This window comes from Sulfitobacter sp. CB2047, assembly GCF_000735125.2.
GTDB classification, from domain to species: Bacteria; Pseudomonadota; Alphaproteobacteria; order Rhodobacterales; family Rhodobacteraceae; genus Sulfitobacter; species Sulfitobacter pontiacus.
The window spans coordinates 2009063-2031747 of the sequence record NZ_CP072613.1 but is presented as its reverse complement, the minus strand read 5'-3'; the positions used below and the strand labels follow the sequence as shown (position 1 = coordinate 2031747).

Below are 22685 nucleotides of genomic sequence, written 5' to 3'. Positions count from 1 at the left end.
TGGGGATCAAGGTAGCGGGCCAAGCCGGGAAGCCAAGGGAAATTACTGCGAAAGCGGCAAGCGGCGGGGCGCGCACCGGTCCGTCCGCGCATTTTCGCATTTGTGCATCGAAGGCGTGCCGCTTAATGACGTCGGCAACACCCATAAATAGGTCGAAGCAGATATGAAATTCCCCAACCTCGCGCTGGCAGTCGTGCTGTCGGTCCCCTTTGCTCTTCCCGCCTCGCTGTTCGCACAAGGCGCCACAAGCGAGCAGATTGTCGATATCGCAGGTGCCAGCTTTGCGCCGGTAATCGAGCAATATCGAATCCCCGGATTGGTCGTGGGCATCACCTGGCAGGGGCAGCATAGCTTCTATGCGACGGGTGTGGCGGCGCGCAAAGGCAATGTCGCGGCGACGCCGGATACGATCTTTGAACTCGGGTCGATCAGCAAGATTTTCACCGCGACGTTGGCCGCATTGGCTGAAGACCGCGGTATGCTTGATCTGGATGCGCCTGTGTCGGACAGCATACCCCAGCTTGAGGGGGCCGCTTTCGGCGCGATAAGGCTGGTTGATCTGTCCACCCATGTCACCGGTGGCTTGCCGCTTCAGGTTCCCGGCGAGGTTGGCAATGTGCCCGAGCTGATCCGCTGGCTAGAGGGCTGGCAACCGCCGCAACCGGGGACACGCAGCTATTCCAACGTCAGCATCGGCTTGCTGGGGCATATCACGGCACAGACCATGCAGATGTCCTTTGCCCAAGCGGCTGAGGATGTGCTGTTTCCCGCGATGGGGCTTGGCAGCACCTATGTCGACGTGCCGGATGACGCGATGGATCGCTATGCCTTTGGCTATGACCGCAAGACGGATGCGCCCATTCGCGTTAACCCCGGCGTGTTGGCAGATGAAGCCTATGGGGTGAAATCGACCGCTCGCGATATGCTGCGCCTGCTGGATCTGGAGCTGGGCCGCGGCGGCGCAGATCCCGCGCTGACCGCAGCGCTTGAACGCACACGGCAGGGGCAGGCAGAGACGGCCTATTACACCCAAGACATGATATGGGAGCAGTACCCTTGGCCTGTCGATGTCGCCAAGATGGAGGCGGGCAACGGTTATGACTTTATCCTGTCGCCCCAGCCCGCGACCCGCCTGACCCCACCGTTGCCGCCGCAGCGCGATGTGATCCTGAACAAGACCGGCGCGACCAACGGGTTCGGCGGGTATGTCGCGCTGCTACCGGGGCAAGACCTTGGGATCGTTGTGCTTGCCAACCGCAACTACCCGAACGAGGCGCGGGTTCGTGCGACCCATGCGCTGATCACCGATTTGCTGGCGACGCAGGACTAGCGGGCTTGGGCGGCGCGTTCAGAAGGGGGCGGGTTACGCCGTCCCCAGAAGATCTCGGGCGATGCGGTCAAAGATCCCGCTGCCGATGGGGATAAGGTCATCGGGGAAGTCATAGTCGGGGTTGTGCAGGGCCGCGTGATCCTCCCCCGGTCCGAGACACAGCATCGCGGCTTTGGCCCCCCAGCCGAATACGCCGAAATCCTCGGAGGCGCGCATGGGTACGTTTTCCTCGCCAAAAGGCACGCCGATCGCCGCCATCGCTTTGGTCGCTACGGCATAGGCGTCTGCGTCATTGATCGAAGCGGCGAAATGGTCATGCACCTCGAAAGAGACGCCAAGACCGTATTCACCGGCAATCGTTGATGCGAGATCGCGCGCGGCGGCCTCAAGGTTTTCCAGCCCCGCATCGCCGGCGGTGCGCAGGGTGGCAAACACCTCTGCTGCACCCGGCGCGATGCCGAAAGTCGGCTCTCCTATAGTGGCGTGGGTGACGGTGACCAGCCGGAAGTCGTCGTTGCGCGGGCCGCCGTCGCCGTGGCCCAGATCATCCAGCGCGGGGATAAGCCGTGCCACCGCGAGCGCGGGCGATACCCCGTCTTGCGGGTCGGCGGCATGGGCAGTTTTCCCGCTGAGCTTGACCTTGAGCCCCATCGACGCGCAGTTGATCAGCCCCACGCGGGTGGAGACAAAGCCGAACGGACTGCCCGGTTCATTGTGGATCGCAAAGGCCCAATCCGGTTTGATCGCGTCGAATGCGGGGTCGCTGACCACCGCTTTGGCCCCGCTGCCGTCCTCTTCCGCGGGTTGGAACATCAGCACCACGCGCCCCGTGGCAACCGGTTTGCGCGCGATCATGCGCCCCAAAGCCAGCAGCATCGTCATATGACCATCGTGGCCGCACACGTGGCTTTTGCCCGCAACCTCGGACAGCCAATCGATATCGCTGTTGCGTTCTTCTATCGGCAGGGCGTCAAGCTCGGCGCGGAACAGGACCGTCGGGCCAGCCGTGCCGCTGTCGAACACCGCCGCGACGCCGTGCCCCCCAAGACCTGTCAGGATGCGGGTGGGCGACATGGGCTTTAGCGCGCCAACGATGGTCTTTGCGGTCTCTACCTCTTCACCAGAGACTTCTGGATGGCGGTGCAGCGCGCGGCGAAATTCGGTCAGTTCCACAAGATCACTATTGGTCAACATAAAACGCGACGCCTTCTGCTTCGGGGTTTTCTGGTATGTTAGGTCAAAGCCTTAGCAAACGCGACGGGTGCAGTGTAGGCGCGTTTGTGCGGGCGGTGCGGGAAACCGAGCGTAGGGGTCGGGACTAGGCGGCAGACCCGAACCTTTCGCGATACCGGATCGGAGGAACGCCCATCAATTTGCGGAAATCGCGGCGAAAACTCTCGGCCGAGCCGAAGCCGCAAACATCTGATATATCGGCCAGCGGGATGGCGCTATTTTCCAGCAGTTCAGCGGCGCGGGACACCCGTTCAAGCTTGAGCCAGTTAAGGGGGGTGTCGCCTGTCTCTTCGCGGAACCGGCGGGCAAGCGTGCGTCCGCTGGTCGCGGCGGTTTGTGCCATACGCGCCATCGGCCAGTCCTCGTCGAGTGTGGCGCGGATCATATCCTGTAGCGCCGCAAGATCCGACCCCATCCGCGCCTTGGGCTCGGGGCGGGGCACGAACTGGCGCTGCCCGCCATCGCGTTGTGCGGGAAGGACAAGCCGTCGGGCGACAGACGCAGCGACCTGCGCGCCGTGATCCTGCCGAATGATATGCAGCCCCAGATCCAGCCCCGCCGCCGATCCGGCGGAGGTGAAAACCCTGTCGTCTTCCACGAATAACACATCAGGGTCCACGGATATGTCAGTGTAGCGCGCGGCCAGCTTATCGGTGTATCGCCAATGGGTTGTGGCGCTTTTGCCTGTCAGCAGCCCCGCCGCAGCCAAAACAAAGACACCGGAACAGATCGACGCGATCCGTGCGCCTTGAGCATAGGCGTCTTGCAAGGCGGCGCATAGCGCGGGCGGGATAGGGGCATCGGCACCGCGCCAGCCGGGCACGATGATCAGGCTGGCTTGCCGCAGCAGATCAAGATCGTCCTGCGCCTCGATCGTGATGCCGCCCGTGGCGCGGATCGGACCGGGTTCGGCCTTAACTGTCGCATAGCGATACCAATCCGCGAACTCGGGTCGGGGCAGGGCGAAAAGCTCTACCGCGATGCCGAATTCGAAGGTGCACAGCCCGTCATAGGCAAGCGCACAGACCAAGGGGGCGTTTCGGGGCGCAGTTTGGGACATTTTGGCAGAATCCGACCGAAGCTTGTCAATATAGCCAGTATCGCGGGTTTCGCAGAAATGGCAATCTTGGATCAGCAACACATACCGGAGGTTTGACATGACCCTGCACCCTGACCTGCTGAGCGCGATAGAGACCTATTTTGACGCGATACACGAGTGTGACACCGACAAGCTGAATGCCGTGTTCCACCCGAGCTCAAGCCTGTTTGACGGCGACAATGGGACGGTCTTTGTAGAGCCGATAGACAGTTTCAGCCGCGATGTCGGGGCCCGCGTCTCTCCTGCCAGCACCGGGCAACCGCGCGAGGCCGAGGTATTGATGATCGACATGCTGTCGCCGCTGAGTGCAACGGTGAAAATCCGCATCCGCGCCCATGACAATGTCTTCGTCGATCACCTTGGTTTCGTGAAGGGCGCGCAGGGGTGGCAGATTGTATCGAAGATCTGGCATCTTGAGCGGCGCATTGATGCTTCCAATGCGGTCTGAGCGGCGGGGCAATTCGATTTTACGACAACACCAAACATTTGAAAGGGATAGGAAATGACCAAGATGAATGCCGTAGGATGGTTCGATATCTATGTGGACGACCTTGATCGGGCAGTCGGGTTCTACGAAGCCATGCTCGACACCAAGCTGGAGCCGATGCCAGACCCCAGCGGTGAGATGCAGATGATGAGCTTCCCGACCGAGATGACAGCCTATGGCGCGGGGGGCGCGCTGACCAAAGCGCCTTATGCGGGGCCAGGGGTCGGGGGCACGATTGTCTATTTCATGGTCGAGGATTGCGCCACCCAAGAGGAACGCGCGACCAGCGCGGGCGGCAGCGTCGCGCAGCCGAAAACATCCATCGGTGAGTTTGGCTGGATCCTCGTGTGTCAGGATACCGAGGGCAATATGGTCGGTTTCCACTCCATGCAGTAGCGGCACAAGTTTCGCTTAAATGCGCGCTGGCGAGGGGTCACTCCCTACGCCAGTGGCGCGTCAGCCCGCGTCTTTCCACGTCTGGGGCGTCAGGTAGACGACGCTGTCATCGACGCTGACCATCACGTCACCGTCCTGAATATGCACGCCAAGCTTCATCGCGCGGCTGGCCAGCTTTGCCAGCGCCGCGGTGTCATGCTCTGCCAGATTGACGACCTCGAGCTTGTCGAAACGGGCGGTGCTGCTGCGGACCTTGTCCCACCAGACCTCTGCGGTTTTGCCGCCATAAGAATAGATCACGACCCGCGCGGATTTGTTGCAGGACTGCCGGATGATCTTTTCACTTGGCAGGCCGAGAGCCACCCAAACGTCGATCTCGTCGCTCAGGCTTTTTTGCCAGATATCGGGTTCATCATCGGTCGACAGGCCCTTTGTCATCTCAAGATGCTCATGCGCGTTCAGGGCAAAGGCCAGCAGGCGCACCATCAGACGTTCATCGGTTTCCGACGGGTGTTTGGCCACGGTCAGCTTGTGGGTCTCGTAGTAGTGGCGATCCATGTCCGAGACCGAAAGCTCGACTTTGTAGATCAGAGAATTTTGCGCCATGACGTTGCCGGACCCTTGATGACCGGACTGTCCTATACAGTCTGGTGATGGGGGGCAGTACCTGCCGGTGACTGGATAAACAAGGCGAGACTGCGCTGTGAAAAATCATGCGTGTGTGAGGGGTGGCGAAATATTCTTTCGCCAAGTGTGCTTTCCGTGTAAGATCGTCAAACGCGTATCGCGCACGGACGTCTGACAATCCCGTGATCATCTTGGTCCAGACCTGTCAAAGGGTGCCATGAAACCTATGTTGACCAGTTCGAAACCACGCTGTTATACGCGCCCTCCGCCCTAGGCAAAAATTACCCAAGGACAACGACTTAATGATTGAATTCGAATTGAACGGACGGCAGGTCTCTGTCGACGCTGAGCCGGATACGCCCCTGCTGTGGGCGATCCGTGACGAGATCGGACTGACCGGCACCAAGTTCGGCTGTGGCATCGGTGCCTGTGGCGCGTGTACCGTGCATATCGAGGGGACGGCCACACGGTCCTGCATCACCTATCTTTCGGATGTCGAAGGTATGAAGGTCACCACCATCGAAGGGCTGGACGAAAACGGCAACCACCCTGTGCAAGAAGCGTGGCGGAACCTGCGCGTGCCCCAGTGCGGCTATTGCCAGTCGGGTCAGATCATGCAGGCAGCGTCGCTGCTGAAAGACACGCCCAACCCCAGCGATGACGACATCGACGCGGTGATGACCGGCAACCTATGCCGCTGCATGACCTATACCCGAATCCGTCAAGCCGTGCGCGATGCCGCCACCGCTATGGGAGGCTCCGACAATGGCTAATTTGATTTCCCGCCTCACAGGCGCACAGACGCAACCCCAGATGACCCGTCGTGGGTTCCTTGTCTCCATGACGGCCGTTGGCGTTGCATTCGGCTTCCCGCAGGCATCGAACGCCGCAATGAACCCTGCGGTGCCCGATGGCACGCCGGTCACGCCCAATGGCGACACGTTCGAGCCGTCGATGTGGTACTGGATCGACGCTGACGGTCAGGTCAACGTCAACATCATCCGTGCCGAGATGGGCCAACACGTCGGCACCGCCATCGCGCGTATTCTGGCGGACGAGCTGGAAGTCGCATGGGAAAACGTACACATCACCCATGTCGATACAGCCGAGAAATGGGGCCTGATGGTCACCGGCGGCAGCTGGTCGATCTGGCAAAGCTGGCCCGTCTACCGTCAAGCGGGGGCCGCTGGCCGGACCGCCTTGATCGAAGCCGCAGCGGCAAAGTGGGGTGTTGATGCCTCGGGTCTGACCGCACGCGACGGTGCGGTGACCGATGGCACGCAAACCATCAGCTATGGTGATCTGGTGGCCGAGGGTCTTGACCGCAGCTTCACCGAAGAAGAGCTTGCAGCGCTGCCGCTGAAACCCCACGCTGACCTGCGCCTTGTGGGTCAGGACGTGCATCCGCTTGATCTGGATACGAAAACCACGGGTCAGGCGATCTATGGTCTGGATGCCAAGGTCGACGGGATGGTGTACGGCGTGCCGATGCTGCCGCCGACGCGCTATGGCTCCAAGGTAAATGCCGTGGACGATAGCGGTGCCAAGGACATCAAGGGCTACCTTGAAACCGTGGTGATCGAAGACCCGTCGGGCACTGTGCCGGGCTGGGTTGTGGTGCTGGGCAAAACGCTGCACGCCGCGCGCACGGCGACCTACGAGATCAGCGTCGACTGGACCTCGGGCGAGACGGCGAATGTCTCGGAAGAGGATATCCAGGCGCGCTCGCGCGAGCTGATCCAGGGCGAGGAAGGGTCGATCCTGCACACAGAGCAGCCCGACACGACCGCTGCCTTTGATGCCGCCGCCGACATGCTCGAAGCCGAATACACCACGCAATCCGTGCTGCACTTCCAGATGGAGCCGGTGAACGCCACGGTTTTCCAGAACGCCGATGGTGTTTGGGAAACTCACGCGGGCAACCAGTGGCAATCGCTGATCCTGCCCACGCTGGCCGCCGCTTTGGAAGTGCCCGCCGATAAGATCGTGATGCGCAGCTATATGCTGGGTGGGGGCTTTGGCCGTCGCCTGAATGGCGACTATATCGTGCCTGCCGCACTCGCCTCGAAAGCTGTTGGCAAGCCGGTCAAGCTGGTGTTCTCGCGCGAAGAAGACGCGCAGTTCGACAGCATCCGGTCGCCGTCCGTGCAAAAACTGCGCATGGCGTTCGACGATGCCAAATCGGTCACGGGTATGGAACACCACGCCGCCGCCGGTTGGCCGACGCAGGTGATGGCACCGGGTTTCATGCCCAAAGGTGTCAACGAAGAACCCTATGACCCCTTTGCCATCGACGGTGCCGATCACTGGTACACGGTGGGTGCGCATCAGGTGCGGGCGATCTCGAACGATCTGGCGAATGCGACCTTCCGTCCCGGCTGGCTGCGGTCTGTCGGACCGGGCTGGACCAACTTTGCCGTGGAAAGCTTCATGGATGAAGCGGCGCATAAAGTCGGTGCCGATCCGTTGCAGTTCCGTCTGGATCACCTGAAGGCCGAAGGCATCAACGCGGGCTCTGCGCCCAATGCGGTTGGTGGGGCATCACGTCAGGCCGCTGTTTTGCAGCGCGTGGCAGAGATGTCGGGCTATGGCAGTGCAGAGCTGCCCGAGGGCACCGCAATCGGTATTGCCACCACCTATGGCCAGTCGCGCAGCATGCCGACCTGGACAGCGGCGGCGGTCAAGCTGGCGGTTGATCCTGAAACGGGCGAGGTCGATGTCCAGAAGATGTGGCTGGCGTTTGACTGCGGCACCGTCGTGGACCCCGACGGGGCGCGCGCGCAATGCGAAGGTGCAGCGCTTTGGGGGCTGTCGATGGCGCTGCATGAAGGCACCCGGATCGAGAACGGCAACGTCATCGACCTGAACCTCGGGGCCTATACGCCACTGCGTCTGACCGATGTGCCCGAGCTTGAAATCGACTTTGTCGAAAGCACCGAAGTACCCGTTGGTCTGGGCGAGCCCGGCACCACCGTGATCGCACCCGCGATCGCGAATGCGATCTTCAACGCGACGGGCGCGCGCGTGCGTCACCTGCCGATCACCGGCGATGCTGTGCTTGCCGCGATGAAGTCCTAAAAACAGATCGGGCGGGCGCAGTCATCGCGCCCGCCCGTTCCGGTAACCCAAGTGCCCGCAGCTGATTCACATCCGGTTGGCACCGTTGCCCATATTTCCCGAGATTTGTTCCTTTTCCCACCGCGCTGCGCCGCTGCGCATCGCGCCGTTCTGCGCACCGTGTTGCGTGGGATTGGCACCCCATCAGCTAAAACGCAAAGGATGTGCCACGCAGGCCCCCGAACGCGAAAAGCGCCCCCGAAGGAGCGCTTTTTCGTTTACCGCCAACCACCTAAGGGGAAGTTGGCTCCGACGGTAGGGATCGAACCTACGACCAATTGATTAACAGTCAACTGCTCTACCGCTGAGCTACGTCGGAACGGTCTGCACCGTATAGCTATGGTAATTTCCGGCGTCCAGAGGGTTTTGCCACTTTTTTCCAGATTTTTTCAAAAGATTTTCAGACCCGGCGAAAGGTGGCTGTCGCAGAGAGGGATTCAACCGGAGCGACGCGGTTTTTACCTGTAAGGTCAATCAGATGCGCAAGGACGTTGCGGGTCGCGGCACCCAGTAGCGCAGGCGGGGTTTCGGTGTAGATCGCGGCGGCAAGTTGGGCGGCGGTGGCGGGGGCTTGGTCGAGGGCACGCAGGATATCCGCCTCGCGCGAGAGGCGGTGCGACACCAGCCAATCGAGCCTTGCCGCAGGGTCGGTCACCGGCGCGCCATGACCCGGATAGAACACCCGCCAGTCGTTTTTTTGCAGCTCGGCACAAGATGCCATGAAATCGGTCAGATCCCCATCCGGCGGCGACACCAGCGAGCTGGCCCAGCCCATGACGTGATCCGCGGTGAAACAGGCGTCATTCCAGTCAAGGCTGATGTGGTTCCCAATATGGCCGGGGGTGTGAATCACGCTCAGCGTCCAGTCGTCGCCGGCGATGGTCTCTCCGTGAGTTAGGGGGCGATCGGGGATGAACTCTGCATCAATGCCTTCGCCGCCGCCAATATCGGACACGGCGGCCAGTTGTTGCATCACCTCAGAGCGGCCAGAAAACGCGTCGCCAAAGGCCAGTATCGGCGCGCCGCAGGCACGGGCAAGGTCGCGCGCGAGGGGCGAATGGTCCAGATGCGTATGGGTTACGATGATGTGGCTGATGTGCTGTTCGGGTCCGATGGCATCGCGTATCGCTTGCAGGTGCCGCGGCGACGCGGGGCCGGGGTCGATCACGGCGATGCCGCGCGTGCCCAGCAGATAGGTATTCGTGCCACGGTAGGTCATGGGCGAGGGGTTGTCGGCCACGATGCGGCGCAGGCCCGGTTCCAAGATCTCGGCAATACCGATGGCGGGGTCGAAGTCGTCAGGGGGCAGCATGGTTTGGCCTTTCGCTGGGGCAGGGGGCTGGCTAAGGTCTATCCCATGTTCTTCGTCTGGCTCAAACGATATATGCCCCGTGGCATCTATGGGCGCGCTGCCCTGATCCTGCTTTTGCCGGTGGTGATCTTGCAGCTCGTGATGACCGTGATCTTTGCACAGCGGAACTATGAGGGGGTCACCAACCAAATGACCGACACGGTCCTGCGCGAGGTCGAACTGGTCATGCAGGTGGTCGATGATGCCCCCTCCGCCGCTGCCGTGCCCGCCACGGTGCAAGATCGGCTGGCCGCGCTGGACATGGGGGTGACGCCTGTGTCCGCCAGTGAGGTGCCGACGCGCAACCGGATGTCGTGGTATGATTATTCCGGTCGGGTGATGGTGGCGCGGTTCGATGAGTATCTGCCGTCCTTCCTGAGCCTTGATCTGACGCGGCCCACTGGGGTGCATCTCTATGTGCAGTCGCGCTTTGGCCCGCTGGATCTCCAGTTCGAGAGGCGCAGGATCTCGGCGCAGAACCCGCATCAGCTGTTCGTGTATACGTTCAGCTTCGGCTTTGTCATGACGTTGATCTCCTTCGTTTACCTGCGCAACCAGCTGCGCCCGATCAAGCGGCTGGCCCGCGCCGCCGAAGCCTTTGGCCGCGGGCGTCACGTGCCATATACCCCGACAGGCGCTGTCGAGGTGCGTGCGGCGGGGGCGGCCTTTGTCGATATGCGCGCACGGATCGAACGGCAGATTGAACAGCGCACCTTGATGTTGTCGGGGGTCAGCCATGACCTGCGCACGCCCTTGACGCGGATGCGGCTTGGCCTGTCGATGATCGACGAGGACGACGCGGAGCCGCTGTTGCAGGACGTCGATGATATGCAAGGCATGCTGGATGCCTTCCTTGATTTCGCCAAAGGCACCGCAGAGGGGGACGCCGAACCCCTGGACCCGCACGCCCTGATGCAGACCGCCGTAGAGGATGCGCAACGCGCTGGTCGCAACGTGACCTTGCTCCCGCCCGAAGGCGACGGCACCGGCACCGTCCGCCTGCGCCGCATGGCGATTTTGCGCGCGGTGGATAACCTGATCTCGAACGGGGTGCGCTATGGGGCGCGGGCCGAGGTATCTGTGCTGCTGACGGATAAAACCCTGCGGATCAGGGTGGAGGACGACGGCCCCGGCATCCCCGAGGATCGCCGCATCGAGGCCGTGCGCCCGTTCTCGCGGCTTGACCCCGCGCGCAATCAGAACAGTGGCAGCGGCGGCGTGGGCCTTGGTCTTGCCATCGCAACCGACATCGCCCGCGCGCATGGCGGCGTGCTGCGGTTGGGCAGCTCGGACACTCTGGGCGGTCTGCGCGCGGATATCGTCATTGCACGGTAATGCGCCAAGGCACCGGTGGCGTCAGCGTGCGGTGGCGTAGTCTTGCAACTGCTCGATGCGCGATCGCGTCAGGTCAATCCGGCAGCTCAGCGTCACATTGATCGCGGCCGTTCCCCCCAACGACAAGCGTTCGGGAAACGCGCAGTGATATTTGCGGTATTCTTCAAATGCGATCTGAGAGCTTTGAAGCAACGCGCTCGCCGAGGCATCGGCCTTTCGCGAAAACGCCTGATCAAACGCAGCCAGCGCCGCTTGGGCATCGAGATAGGCGCGCACCATGTCACGCTCCACCTGATCGCCCATTGCAAACAGACATTGATGCACGGCGTTCGGATCTGTCTGCGGCGCGGTGCAGTCTGACAAAAGGTCTGATTCAGGGGGTAGTTGTTCAGCGGTGGCCGTTGCCGGGATCAACAGCAGCGAAAAGCACACGTATTTCAACATCTGGCGTATCCTTTCGGGCAACATGGCAAAGCTACGAAAGAGATACTGCCGCAAAGCACGGCGGAATGCTACCGGTCGGGTCAAGGGCGATGATCGACAAACGGCTCTTGGCGGCAAGACATGCCGCGATCCCCGAAAAGGATTGAGATAAACTTTAGGGAAGGCTTGGAGCGGGTAACGAGAATCGAACTCGTAACTAAAGCTTGGGAAGCTGCCGTGATACCTTTTCACCATACCCGCGCGCCGTGAGGTGACTTAATCCGATGTGGCGGGTGCGTCAAGCGGGGTTTTTGCCTGACGCGCCCTTTGCCGATGGTTGCGGGCAGACCTTAGCGGCGGCGGCGGCGGCGGTTGCCGCCGGAGCTGTCGCCGCCGGTGTTGAAGGTCTCGGTCGGGAGCGTGACGATGCTGTTGAGGATCGGGAAGGGCTCTACCGCGTTGGGGATCGCAGAGGCGTTGACGAAATGCTCTTGGAAGCGGGGTTCGATGGCGGTCTCGATCTTGTGAATGTTGCGGACGGTCTCTTCGATCTCGGCGCGGCTGGAGGTGTTAAGCAGGGCAATGCGCGCGCCGGTGCCTGCGGCGTTCCCGGCGGATGTCACCTTGTCGAGCGGGGCGTCGGGGATCATGCCGAGGATCATCGCGTGCTTGGGGCTGATATGGGCGCCAAAGGCACCGGCCAGCACCACGCGGTCCACGTGATCGACCCCGAATTTATCCATCAGCAACCGCGCGCCGGAATAGAGTGCTGCCTTGGCCATCTGGATTTCGCGGATGTCGCGGTTGGTCACGGTGATGCGCGGGCCACCATCGGCGGTGCCATCATAGACCAGATAGGAATTGGTGCGCCCGTCGGCAAAGACATTGGCCGATCCGGTTTGTTCAGCCGTGCCGATCAGGCCGGGGGCGTCGACGATCCCGTGGATGCGCATTTCAGCGACCATTTCGATGATGCCCGAGCCGCAGATGCCGGTCACGCCGCTGGCACCGATCTGAGATAGGAAAGCGGGGTCGTCGGACCACAGGTCGCTGCCGATCACCTTGAACCGGGCGATCTTGGTGACGGGGTCAATCTCTACCCGTTCGATCGCGCCGGGGGCGGCGCGCTGGCCGCTGCTGATCTGCGCCCCCTCGAAGGCGGGACCGGTGGGGGACGAACAGGCGAGCACTTTATCGCGGTTGCCCAGCAGGATTTCGGCGTTGGTGCCCACATCGACCACCAGCACGAGATCGTCGGATTTATCGGGGGCTTCCGACAGGGCGACAGCGGCGGCATCCGCGCCCACATGGCCCGCAATGCAGGGCAGCAGATAGACGCGGGCAGAGGGGTGGATGTTCAGGTCCAGGTCCATGGCGCGCAGACGCAGCGCGTTTGACGTGGCCAGCGCAAAGGGCGCTTGCCCCAGCTCGAACGGGTCGATGCCCAGAAACAGGTGGTGCATGACCGGATTGCAGACAAACACCGCATCCACGATCATGCCCTTGTCGATGCCGCCCTCGGTGCTGATTTCATCGAACAATGTGTTCATACCGGCACGGACCGCGCGGGTCATCTCTGCCGCGCCGCCTTCGTTCATCATCGAATAGCTGACGCGGCTCATCAGGTCTTCGCCAAAGCGGATCTGCGGGTTCATCACGCCGGAAGAGGCCACGACCTCTCCGGTCTGCAGGTCGCACAGATGCGCGGCGATGGTGGTGGAGCCCAGATCGACCGCCAGCCCGTAAAGCGACCCTTCGTAGAAGCCGGGCCAGAGATGCATGATGCGGGCCGGGTTCTCATCATCGCCCAAATGCACGGCGACGGTGACTTTCCATGCGCCCTTGCGCAGCGCAGGTTGCAGCGTTTGCAGGATTTGCAGATCGGCGGTGACATTTTCAAGCTGCCACTGATCGCGCAGGGCGTCGCAGAGCCTCTCCAGATCGCCCGAGGGGTCGTGCATGTCGGGTTCCTGCACCTCGACGTAAAAGAGCTTGGTCGACGGGTTGAGCACGATATCGCGCGCCTCGGCACGTTTGCGGACCACCTGTTTGTGCACCTGGCTTTCGGCGGGCACATCGATCACCACGTCGCCCATGATCTGCGCCTGACAGCCCAGACGGCGGCCATCAATCAGACCGCGCTTGTCCTTGTAGCGTTGTTCGACGCTGTTCCATTCGGACAGCGCATCCGGCGCCACGGTGACCCCGTGCTTAGAGAACTGCCCATATCCGGGCGAGACCTGACATTTCGAACAGATGCCACGCCCGCCGCAGACGGAATCCAGATCAACGCCCAACTGCCGCGCCGCCGTGAGCACCGGCGTGCCCTTGGCAAAGTGACCGCGTTTGCCCGAAGGCGTGAATACCACAAGGGGATCGTTGCTCATCTATCTTTATCCTCAACACTTTGGCGCACCATAGCGTAGCAGGCGGCAGGTGAAAGCCGCGATGCGGCATAATTCCTGCCATCTGCGCCTGTCTGTGCCCCTGTACCCCCATGGCAGCGGCTGCGCGGATCACGTATGCGCGTCGAGCAATGCAGTTAGCGTGCAAATGGGTCTTTCCAATCAAACCCATCCATGAAATATGAAACCGCCAAATGAACCCATGCAAGCCGAGGTGCAAAATGGAGATTCGTGAGGCTCTGACCTTTGATGATGTACTACTGGTGCCTGCGGCATCCAACGTGTTGCCGTCTACGGCTGACACGCGGACCCGCGTTACCAAATCGATCGCGCTGAACATTCCGCTGCTCAGCTCTGCGATGGATACGGTCACCGAAAGCCGCATGGCGATTGCCATGGCGCAGGCGGGGGGCATGGGGGTCATTCACCGCAACCTCACGATCGACGAACAGTCCAAGGAAGTGCGCCGCGTCAAACGGTTTGAATCCGGCATCGTCTACAACCCGATCACCCTGCGCCCGGACCAGACGCTGGCCGACGCCAAGGCGCTACAGGAACGCTACCGTGTCACGGGCTTCCCCGTTGTTGATGACGCAGGCCGCGTTGTGGGCATTGTGACGAACCGCGATATGCGCTTTGCTTCTGATGATGCGACGCCGGTGCGCCTGATGATGTCCTCCGACAATCTGGCGCTGCTGCAAGAGCCCGCCGACCGCGACGAGGCGATCAGCCTGATGAAGGCGCGCCGGATCGAGAAGCTGTTGGTCACCGACGCCAAGGGCAAGCTGACGGGTCTGCTGACGTTGAAAGACACCGAACAGGCTGTGCTGAACCCCACCGCTTGCAAAGACAACCTTGGCCGTCTGCGCGTTGCTGCGGCTACGACCGTTGGCGACGCGGGCTATGAACGCTCGCAAGCATTGGTCGAGGCGGGCGTGGATATGATCGTAATCGATACCGCGCATGGCCATTCCGCCGGCGTGGCAGAGGCGGTGCGCCGTGCCCGCGACCTGTCGTCCGACGTGCAGATCGTTGCGGGCAACGTCGCCACAGGGGACGCGACCCGTGCGTTGATCGATGCGGGGGCGGATGCCGTCAAGGTTGGCATCGGGCCCGGGTCGATCTGCACAACGCGAATGGTAGCCGGTGTCGGGGTGCCGCAGCTGACGGCGATCATGGATTGCGCCAAAGCCGCGGGCGATGTGCCTATCATCGCTGACGGCGGGATCAAGTTCTCGGGCGATTTCGCCAAGGCGATTGCGGCAGGCGCGTCCTGCGCGATGGTCGGCAGCATGATTGCGGGCACCGATGAATCCCCCGGCGAGGTGATCCTGTACCAGGGCCGTAGCTTCAAAAGTTACCGTGGCATGGGCAGCCTTGGCGCCATGGCGCGGGGCTCTGCCGACCGGTATTTCCAGAAAGACGCCGCATCGGACAAGCTGGTGCCAGAGGGGATCGAAGGTCAGGTGCCGTATAAAGGCTCTGCCAATGCCGTTGTGCACCAATTGGTCGGCGGGCTGCGTGCGGCCATGGGCTATACCGGCTGCGCCACGGTCGAAGAGATGCGCAAGAACTGCACTTTCGTCAAGATCACCAACGCGGGTCTGTCTGAAAGCCACGTGCATGATGTGCAGATCACTCGAGAGTCGCCCAACTACCGTATTGGGTAGGTCAGTAAAATATAGCGCTTCAGGTTTGGGCCTGGAGCGCCACTGCATCTAAGATGTCGGAACGTATCAGGAACTATCGCCTTTTATAGATGCAGTATAGATGCATGAACAGGTGGAGTAGATGCAGATTTGAGGAGTTTGGGCGGGTCTCAGGAACCGCCTTCGGCGTGACGCTTTATCCGCGCCAGCAAATAGGCTTCGGCCACATCCTCCGCGACGACGTCTCGCGGACCTTCATCCCATGCCGCTGCCTTGGCATCGAGTGTTTCGTAATATGTCCGATTCATCAGGGTGTAATCTGTGGCACCATCACGCTCGATGTGAATTGCACTCAAAGCAAGCGGACTGCGCTCAAGCACCTCCGCAAACGCAGCAACGGCCGCCTCCAGTTTACTGAATGCGGCCGCGTATTCATCTTCAATCTTCATGGAAATCTCCTCGCATTTTGGCGGCTCTCATATTGAAGTGCCGCCGAGGATGCGAGGGTTGTCTCACATCGTCAGGCTTCCTGCGGATTCGTATGCGCTTAGCTGCTGCATCTGCGTGGTTGCGCTTACCGTATACAAGTTTATTGCCACGCCTAATTTGCTTATCGACGAACCTTGTAACCCCAGTGTCGCGCAGCACACGCGCGGATGACCTGAAGTTTTCTGGCACACCTTTCCCGATCTGCAGGCGCTGGTAAGACGACAGCTGACCGCCCTTCATGTCGTTGCCTGTCATCATTTTCCAACCGTCGAGGAACTGGTTTGATCACTTGGTAGCAGTTTTAATGTTATCTTGCGTAGGATTGCCGTCCAGGCCTTTGGCAAGCTCGTGTTCTGAGAATATCCGCAGTCCATCTGTCAGAGCCGTAGGCCAATGTGCATCACGGTCGCGCTGTGAGTAGCCCTAATATGCTGCAGCGTTCGAAAGCCGATCACGAGCGTGCTCATATACGGCCCCGCCAAACACGCTCTGGAATGTCGCGTCAGGTAGTGCAGCAAGCCGCTTATACTCTGTTTCGCGCGGGTCTTTCGTTTCGTAATTAGCATCGATGAAGCCGTCGAACACGCCGTCAATTTTTTCAAGTTTTGTCATTTTGGTTCTCCTTACCACCCGGCGGGGAGGTGGAGATGGGTTGTGACTATGCTGCGAATTCGGCCAGAAATTTCTCGACTGCCTCGTCGCATGTCGACGAGGTGATCCCGGAGCCATGCTCACTGACGATGATGTTATCGGCGCCGAAGTAGAGCTGGTGGTTCCTGTCGCCGCGGAACATATGGTTCTTGGAGCAGAGATCGATGTAGACCCGCTTGCCCTTCCAGGTCCTGGCACTCTTTACGTCGGGCAGGACATTTGCGCGCTCGGCGACTTCCTCGAGGATTTCGCTGGGCGACGCATCCTGATCATCGCAGCCTCGACAGACGTTGTATCTTCGATAATCCCGGCCTCGATGGCATCGTCCAGAATCCATCCCATACGCTTGAGACATGCGAGCTTCTCGTCATGCTCATCGTAGAGAGCGAGCGCTTCAATTGTCCGCGCGAGAAGGCCCGCGTCTTGCTTCCTTTGGACTTCGGCTGCTATGCATGAGGCGATCTTCATGGCGGCAAGGATCTTGGCTCGATCGCCTTCATCGGTGATGAGTTCCGATGCCAGCGACAACCCGAATTTAATATCCGAAAGTTCGGAAACCTCATTGGCGCGCGAGATCCGCTTGGTGACGTCGAGCACTTGGTGGTTCGAAAGTGTCATTGTCTTTCCTTCCTTTGTTCATCGGTCTTGTGTGATGCCGATTACAAGGAAATAGGAACGACGTGGGAATCTAAAAAAGAATTCCGACTTGGCAGCGATATTTCTTCTAAGCCGTTAAAAGGTTTATGATCTCTATGCAGCCGTCTCCTCTGTTTCCGCGGCATTCATTGCCTCGATCAGCGCCTGACCGATAGCCTTGCCGAGGAGTGGCGGGACGGCGTTGCCGACTTGGACATATTGCTCAGTCTTGGAGCCGGAGAACGTGAAGCTGTCAGGGAACGACTGCAGGCGGGCAGCCTCCCGGACGGAAATCGCGCGGTCCTGTTCGGGGTGGATGTAGGCGCCCCAGTGTATGTCACATTTCGTCAAGACGGTGCAGGAGAGCCCGCCCCACGTCATCCGCCCATACCGCTTGGTGTGGTCCGATCGCTTCGCGCGTTGCATACCTGCCGGGAGCAGGTCGAATGGGATGTCGCGCCAGCTTCCACCAGGTGGTATGTGCGCCAGACGGTCGACGTTCACCTTTCCGAGCCGCGGCGCCGCGTGGCAGGTGACCGCCGTCAGATTGCCTCGGAGCAGCTTCTGGAACTCCGACGTCGCCTCGGTAGCGTAGGGCACAACACCCAGATTCTCGCCGTTCTCCAGCGCGGGTAGATCGGAAATCGCGTCCTGGACGGTCACATACGGTATGAGGCCTGGGCCATGCGTCGGCGCAGGATGCTTGATAGGCGCGCCGATCCTGTTGCCGATGAATACGACACGGCGCCGCTCTTGTGGAACACCGAACTGCTCTGCTTTCAGGACCTCGAACTTGACGTCATATCCAAGAGCGCCGAGTTCATTCTGGATCGCGTGCACAGCTTCGCCGCCGCCGATCGAGAAGATCCCCGCAACGTTCTCCATCACGATCCATTCGGGTTGGAGGGCTTCGACGATTCGGAGGTATTCGCGGAAGAGTGTAGCCCGCTCATCATGCATTCCGCGCTGGTGATTGTAGACCGAATAGGCTTGGCAGGGAGGGCCGCCGACGAGGACAGTGAGCTCGCCTTTCTTGAGGCCTGCTGCCTTTAGAAACTCATCTGTCTTGAGGTCTTGGATGCGACCAGGCACGAACTTCGCCATGGGGTGAGTTTCGGCAAAAGTCCTGCCCGCGGCATCGAACAGGTCGTTGCCAGCCAGAACGGTGAAGCCCGCCATCTCCAGTCCAGCGGACAAGCCGCCCGCACCACAGAAGAGATCTATCGCTGTCCTGCGTTTGCCCATGTTTGCCCCGAGTCTTGTTTTGTTCTCTCCGCCGATACCAGATATCGCAGATTCCGGCAATTCCATATCGACATCGCGTTACGGTCCGGCGTTCATTTTGTCCTCAATCGCGCCCTCGAAGTCACCCATCGCGACAGGGATGCCGCCCGTCAGCCCTTCGATGGAGTGCTCCAATGTGGTCAGTCGGCGGTCGACCATCTGGAGCTCGAACGGGGCCCCCGGTGCCGCTTGGATGAAGTCAACGAGATACCAAACGATGTCGCAGTTCGAAACGTCAGGCATCTCGCGCATCTTGCCCATAGACTTGAAGAAAGCGATGTCGACCACGACTGCCATCTTTTTTCCCCATCGCCGCAAGGTGGGCACTTTGATCTGAAGCTGTGGCATGAGCCGCTTTGGACCACTTGAGCGGTAGTCAGGCCGGCGCCGATCGTTGGGCATTGCCAGCTGGCCACCGCTATTTGCGATCGCAGTTAGCTCCTTGCCCATCTCCGCGCCGGAGAAGTAGACCGCCTGAATCTCGACTGCGGCCCACTTCATCGGGTGGCCCACCGGATTGTTCGTTGCGGCGAGGACCATGTCGATGTTCCCGACACTCTGTCCAGGGTCGCTGTCGAGATTGCCGGTCGATTCCAGGAACCCGACCTCGCCGACTTGGAACGGATTCGGGTCACCCAGGAGGTCCTGGCCGATGTGCTGAGCAACGATATTTTTCTCTTGGTAACGGACCGGGCACATGCTGCGGATGTAATCCCGCTTGCCGGTTACCGGCTGGATGCCACCTCCGGGCTTCTCCTGGTATAGGCGCATCGAGCAGACGCCTCCGGGTTTGTTGCAGAATGGGAAGGGGGTGTCGGTTCGGAAGGGACACGGCATCTGTGTCGTCTGGAGAGCGTTAAGGCTTGCCTCAAGGTCTGTAAGCCTTTTCTGCTCCGTGGCAGACAGCGGGCCGAGCTTGGCCTTGGCCCGGAGATCCACAATGCGCTTCATCTCGGATTTATTCAGCATCTTCCCGGACGCCCTGAATTTCCCGAGGCTGACCCGGTCAGCGTCCGACAGATCAAGGAACGGCAGACCATACCATTCTGCGATATGGAACATCTCTTTGTCTTTCGGCGCTTTCGCCATCACGCTGCCCCTCGATTCTATGGTTTTTCAAACCATTACCAATGGGGCGTATGTGTGGATAGAAAAAAAGACCCGCAGGGCAGATCCGGCGGGTCTCAGGGTGTCCATGCATGAACTACTATTCGGGCGAAAATGGAGTAAAATCCGACGCGCACACTCGATGCTACAGGCCCAGGACGGGGCCCTACACAGTGATCTCCGTGAGCCTGAGGCCGCGCTTGAACGTTACAAAGGAACCTCGTCGTCGATCTGTCCTGCGGGTGGGGTGGGTTTCTGGTTGCCAGATGCGGAACCCTCGGAAACCTTCGGGCCCAGGTCGACCTTGCCGACACGCAACTCCAGCGCGGTCCGAGTCTGTCCGTCCTTATCGTATTCACGCTGACTCAGCTCGCCGCTGATTGCGACATACTGACCCTAAGACTGATACGGTGCCAGCTTCTCTGCGCGTGCACCCCAGATCGCGCATCCCGGCCAGAGCGTGCTCTTACGATCGCCGAACCCGGTGTCGCTGGCGACGTGGAAGTTACGGACCTGCGTCTGACCGACGGACTTGACGCCGTCGTGATCTGCGACCACCCGGCCGACGAGAGAGATTGTGTTCATGCCTGTTTCCCTTTCGGATTGTTGAATTTAGAGCATCACATCGGAAGCGATATTGAAGTGTTCCTTGTTCGCCGCGCGACCAGCATGCAGATCAGGGCCCTGCCGGAAGCAGCGAACTGTCATCATTTCGATCAGAAAATCTTCGAGGTCTTGCCCCTCAAGATGCTCGAATGCGGCAGCCTGAGCTTCGCGGCCCGCCTGTATCCATTGCGGCGCGTGGTTCTTAGCATTTTCCGATTCAAGTTCTTGTTGATGATAGCCTTCGCGCAAAGAGCAACGCCTTCTGCCGCGGGCTTTTTCGGCGCTTTTGCTGCAGGCTTCACCGCTTCGTCATGCAGCCGTTTCCTTCTGTTTTGCAATGGACTTAGGGAACGGGTTCGGACTGCTACAAATGACTGGGCTGTCTATTTTCAGGCCGCAAAATCGGCACAGCAAATGTCGGAGTGCTGGCGAAATGCGACGGTGTAGAACGTGTAGATCTTGCCACCACCCCGCGTCATCATGCTGATCTTGCGACACAGGCGGAACAGTTCATCAGTTGATGACTTTGTGGCTACTGGCGCATCTGCTGTGTTGCAAAAGGCTCGGGTCGTTTTGAGCAGCTCGACCGGCGAGGCCCCGCACTCTCGCGCATATGCCGTGAACTCTTCGATAAGTGATCTACGGCTGATTTCTGTTGGGCATTGGGTGGTCATGTCAGTCGCCATTTTCAGTGTGTGAAAAGAAGATAGAAACGAGATTTCCAGATCGGAAATTTGTGAGCAGATTATTTTCAAATATCGAAGTTTGGCCCGACCAGATCACCCCACACAACATCGCGATGATGCTCAGCAACGTGATCGTTCAAGGCCCGTCGCATCCGTTCTGTGCGCTCGGCACCCTCCGCTTCGAGCATTGATTCCAGCGCACCACCGAGTATGCACAAACGATGCGTCCGCGCGTCACGGTCTTCTTCTTCTGCAAGTCGCGCGAGGCGGTCGAGGAACCGCTGTTCAAGCCCGCTTTTCTTCTTCTGCCAGTCTTTCATGACTATCTCTTTTCTGTCTTTCTGAATGGGAAATAGTGCCCCGCCAGGCCCTTCGCGACGGTAGTCGCATCAAATAAACATCGAGCAGATATGTCGCGCCGCAGGCCGCGGTGAAACGGGAGAATCCCGTTTTGCATCCTTGCGCCCTTAACTACACACACACCTTTGGTCCCGCAGGGACCTATTTCCTTTTCAAAGAGGAAATTAGAAATGTCAGACAGACACTCGGCATCTTGGGCGCGCATCGAAGTCGTTCAAAGATCAAAGGGACAATCAGCAGTCGCACGCGCAGCATATCATCTTGCCGCACGTCTCTACGACGAACGTCGCGACCAGCATCATGACTTCAGCAAGAGGGGTGGTGTCGAAACCGTAGGTGTTTTCGGCTGGCGAAATCGTGACCCGCAAGACCTATGGAACGCCGCTGAGAATGCTGAAAAGAAACGCGACGGCACATATCGTGAGAAAGCTCAAACGGCTCGCGAAATGCGCATCGCGCTGCCGGTCGAAATCCCAGACAAAGACCTCAGGAAACTGCTGCGTGGCTACGCGATGTGGATGCATGAGCGCTACGGTGTCGCGGTGCAAATCGCAGTGCATCAGCCGCCGCGTGACGACTCCAAGAACCTGCACGTCCACATCCTGATGACCACACGCACGGTCGATCCGAACTCACCAACTGGCCTTGGCAAGAAGGCCCGCGAACTCGATGATCGCACCTCGCCTGGCATCGACAAAAACGGCAAACCACTCCCGTCTCGCGGCTCGCAAGAAGTAAACGCAATGCGCGATGAGTGGACGAGGCGAGTCAATCGCGCGCTGAAAAAATGCGGATCAGATCGCGGCCAGGTGGACCTTCGATCTCATAAAGAAAGGGCTGCCGTCGGTGACGCTCCACCCAAGAGATTGGCAAAGCACCTGGGCCCGGCGAAGGCTGCGACCGCCCGCAAGTATTTTAAGGAATGTGCAGCAGCAAAGGCCTACGGAACCTCCGAGCCAGACGCACCAGGATGGATCAAATCCGCCCGCCGCAATTCTGATATAAACCGTCAGCTTCAGTCGCTGTGGGATGAAACCTTGTTTCAGTCTCTGCGGCATCGCAAGCGTGGCGAGGAGGAACAGGCAGAGGAACTCTTGGGTATCTTGTTCGGCGCGGTTTCGGCGTTCTTCACACGCTCACAAAAGCCCAAAGACAGACAGACTGTGGCACCGTCTGCGTGTGCACCGTTGCCCCTCGCGAGGCCGGATCCGGAAGCAGAAGAGCGGGCACTCATTGCTTCTGAGTTCGATGTCGAAGTGGATCCAGAAGCCGATCCGAAAATCGACAAGAAGCCCGAGCAGCTGCCCGCCTTCCGTCCAGTTAAATTGCCAGGTCGCCAGCGCCAGAGGCAGCGCACCAGAGCTGGGGGATAACCCCCGGCCTGACCCGAGTCCTTCCGACTCGTGTGGTTCTT

The 22685-nt window shown here is 60.1% G+C and carries 23 protein-coding genes and 2 tRNA genes; 8 read left to right on the top strand and 17 right to left on the bottom strand.

The features are described 5' to 3' along the window. Positions 1–163: 163 nt before the first annotated feature. Positions 164–1330: a class C beta-lactamase gene (ampC, locus tag IV89_RS10050; protein WP_037944092.1), complete on the top strand. Its 1167-nt coding sequence runs from the start codon at positions 164–166 to the stop codon at positions 1328–1330. A 33-nt stretch (positions 1331–1363) separates the two neighbouring features. Here the strand turns inward: ampC and IV89_RS10045 are convergent, their stop codons facing one another. Next, positions 1364–2524 (bottom strand): amidohydrolase, encoded by a 1161-nt coding sequence (locus IV89_RS10045; protein ID WP_037944093.1) that lies wholly within the window; start codon positions 2522–2524, stop codon positions 1364–1366. Positions 2525–2648: 124 nt separating this feature from the next. Further along, positions 2649–3722 (bottom strand): transcriptional regulator FtrA, encoded by a 1074-nt coding sequence (gene ftrA, locus IV89_RS10040; RefSeq protein WP_037944095.1) that lies wholly within the window; start codon positions 3720–3722, stop codon positions 2649–2651. Between ftrA and IV89_RS10035 the strand changes: the two genes are divergently transcribed. Both IV89_RS10035 and IV89_RS10030 read left to right on the top strand, forming a co-directional pair. Continuing rightward, positions 3721–4110, top strand: a complete 390-nt coding sequence (locus tag IV89_RS10035) for a nuclear transport factor 2 family protein (protein WP_037944096.1) — start codon at positions 3721–3723, stop codon at positions 4108–4110. The two genes, ftrA and IV89_RS10035, sit on opposite strands and share 2 nt — an antisense overlap. 54 nt (positions 4111–4164) lie before the next feature. After that, complete coding sequence (locus IV89_RS10030; RefSeq protein WP_037944097.1) at positions 4165–4545, top strand: VOC family protein; 381 nt, start codon at positions 4165–4167, stop codon at positions 4543–4545. A gap of 60 nt (positions 4546–4605) precedes the next feature. Here the strand turns inward: IV89_RS10030 and IV89_RS10025 are convergent, their stop codons facing one another. Next, the gene (locus IV89_RS10025) at positions 4606–5151 is read right to left on the bottom strand and encodes a YaeQ family protein (protein ID WP_037944098.1); all 546 of its coding nucleotides are present in this window, start codon (positions 5149–5151) and stop codon (positions 4606–4608) included. Positions 5152–5474: 323 nt separating this feature from the next. Here IV89_RS10025 and IV89_RS10020 point away from each other — a divergent pair, with 323 nt between their 5' ends. Continuing rightward, positions 5475–5945, top strand: a complete 471-nt coding sequence (locus IV89_RS10020) for a (2Fe-2S)-binding protein (protein WP_037944099.1) — start codon at positions 5475–5477, stop codon at positions 5943–5945. Continuing rightward, entirely contained in the window at positions 5938–8250 is a 2313-nt protein-coding gene (locus IV89_RS10015) for a molybdopterin cofactor-binding domain-containing protein (RefSeq protein WP_037944100.1), read from the top strand. Before IV89_RS10020 ends, IV89_RS10015 begins: the two co-directional genes overlap by 8 nt. Positions 8251–8533: 283 nt before the next feature. On the opposite strand, the gene IV89_RS10010 is transcribed toward IV89_RS10015, so the two are convergent. After that, positions 8534–8608: transfer RNA gene (locus tag IV89_RS10010), tRNA-Asn, on the bottom strand. A gap of 81 nt (positions 8609–8689) precedes the next feature. Then, positions 8690–9601 carry an MBL fold metallo-hydrolase gene (locus tag IV89_RS10005; protein WP_037944102.1) on the bottom strand — a complete coding sequence of 304 codons (912 nt, stop codon included), beginning with the start codon at positions 9599–9601 and terminating at the stop codon, positions 8690–8692. Positions 9602–9646: 45 nt separating this feature from the next. On the opposite strand from IV89_RS10005, the gene IV89_RS10000 reads away from it, so the two are divergent. After that, positions 9647–10975: an ATP-binding protein gene (locus IV89_RS10000; RefSeq protein ID WP_037944103.1), complete on the top strand. Its 1329-nt coding sequence runs from the start codon at positions 9647–9649 to the stop codon at positions 10973–10975. Between the two features lie 21 nt (positions 10976–10996). On the opposite strand, the gene IV89_RS09995 is transcribed toward IV89_RS10000, so the two are convergent. The 3 genes from IV89_RS09995 to IV89_RS09985 all read right to left on the bottom strand — a co-directional run bounded on the left by IV89_RS09995 (position 10997) and on the right by IV89_RS09985 (position 13785). Continuing rightward, on the bottom strand, positions 10997–11419 hold the full coding sequence (locus tag IV89_RS09995) for a lysozyme inhibitor LprI family protein (RefSeq protein ID WP_235183778.1): 423 nt from the start codon (positions 11417–11419) through the stop codon (positions 10997–10999). A 166-nt stretch (positions 11420–11585) separates the two neighbouring features. Next, a tRNA-Gly gene (locus IV89_RS09990) sits at positions 11586–11659 on the bottom strand. 89 nt (positions 11660–11748) lie between these two features. Further along, positions 11749–13785 carry an ASKHA domain-containing protein gene (locus IV89_RS09985; RefSeq protein WP_037944105.1) on the bottom strand — a complete coding sequence of 679 codons (2037 nt, stop codon included), beginning with the start codon at positions 13783–13785 and terminating at the stop codon, positions 11749–11751. Between the two features lie 239 nt (positions 13786–14024). Between IV89_RS09985 and guaB the strand changes: the two genes are divergently transcribed. Further along, positions 14025–15473: an IMP dehydrogenase gene (guaB, locus tag IV89_RS09980; protein WP_037944107.1), complete on the top strand. Its 1449-nt coding sequence runs from the start codon at positions 14025–14027 to the stop codon at positions 15471–15473. Positions 15474–15622: 149 nt separating this feature from the next. On the opposite strand, the gene IV89_RS09975 is transcribed toward guaB, so the two are convergent. From IV89_RS09975 to IV89_RS09935, 9 genes are all read right to left on the bottom strand, one after another. Next, positions 15623–15901 (bottom strand): hypothetical protein, encoded by a 279-nt coding sequence (locus IV89_RS09975; RefSeq protein ID WP_037944108.1) that lies wholly within the window; start codon positions 15899–15901, stop codon positions 15623–15625. 463 nt (positions 15902–16364) lie between these two features. Continuing rightward, on the bottom strand, positions 16365–16553 hold the full coding sequence (locus tag IV89_RS09970; protein ID WP_037944109.1) for a hypothetical protein: 189 nt from the start codon (positions 16551–16553) through the stop codon (positions 16365–16367). Positions 16554–16793: 240 nt separating this feature from the next. Next, positions 16794–17210, bottom strand: coding sequence for a hypothetical protein (locus IV89_RS09965; RefSeq protein WP_037944110.1), 417 nt, complete (start codon positions 17208–17210; stop codon positions 16794–16796). 132 nt (positions 17211–17342) lie between these two features. Then, entirely contained in the window at positions 17343–18539 is a 1197-nt protein-coding gene (locus IV89_RS09960; protein ID WP_235183779.1) for a DNA cytosine methyltransferase, read from the bottom strand. A gap of 12 nt (positions 18540–18551) precedes the next feature. Next, positions 18552–19601, bottom strand: coding sequence for a NotI family restriction endonuclease (locus IV89_RS09955; RefSeq protein WP_051843951.1), 1050 nt, complete (start codon positions 19599–19601; stop codon positions 18552–18554). 414 nt (positions 19602–20015) lie between these two features. Beyond that, complete coding sequence (locus IV89_RS09950; protein WP_051843952.1) at positions 20016–20204, bottom strand: single-stranded DNA-binding protein; 189 nt, start codon at positions 20202–20204, stop codon at positions 20016–20018. Between the two features lie 27 nt (positions 20205–20231). Beyond that, positions 20232–20474, bottom strand: a complete 243-nt coding sequence (locus tag IV89_RS09945) for a hypothetical protein (protein WP_037944111.1) — start codon at positions 20472–20474, stop codon at positions 20232–20234. 140 nt (positions 20475–20614) lie between these two features. Next, on the bottom strand, positions 20615–20899 hold the full coding sequence (locus tag IV89_RS09940; RefSeq protein ID WP_037944113.1) for a hypothetical protein: 285 nt from the start codon (positions 20897–20899) through the stop codon (positions 20615–20617). A 77-nt stretch (positions 20900–20976) separates the two neighbouring features. Further along, complete coding sequence (locus IV89_RS09935) at positions 20977–21231, bottom strand: hypothetical protein (RefSeq protein ID WP_037944114.1); 255 nt, start codon at positions 21229–21231, stop codon at positions 20977–20979. A gap of 210 nt (positions 21232–21441) precedes the next feature. Between IV89_RS09935 and IV89_RS09930 the strand changes: the two genes are divergently transcribed. After that, positions 21442–22644, top strand: coding sequence for a MobA/MobL family protein (locus tag IV89_RS09930; protein WP_051843953.1), 1203 nt, complete (start codon positions 21442–21444; stop codon positions 22642–22644). Positions 22645–22685: the final 41 nt, after the last annotated feature.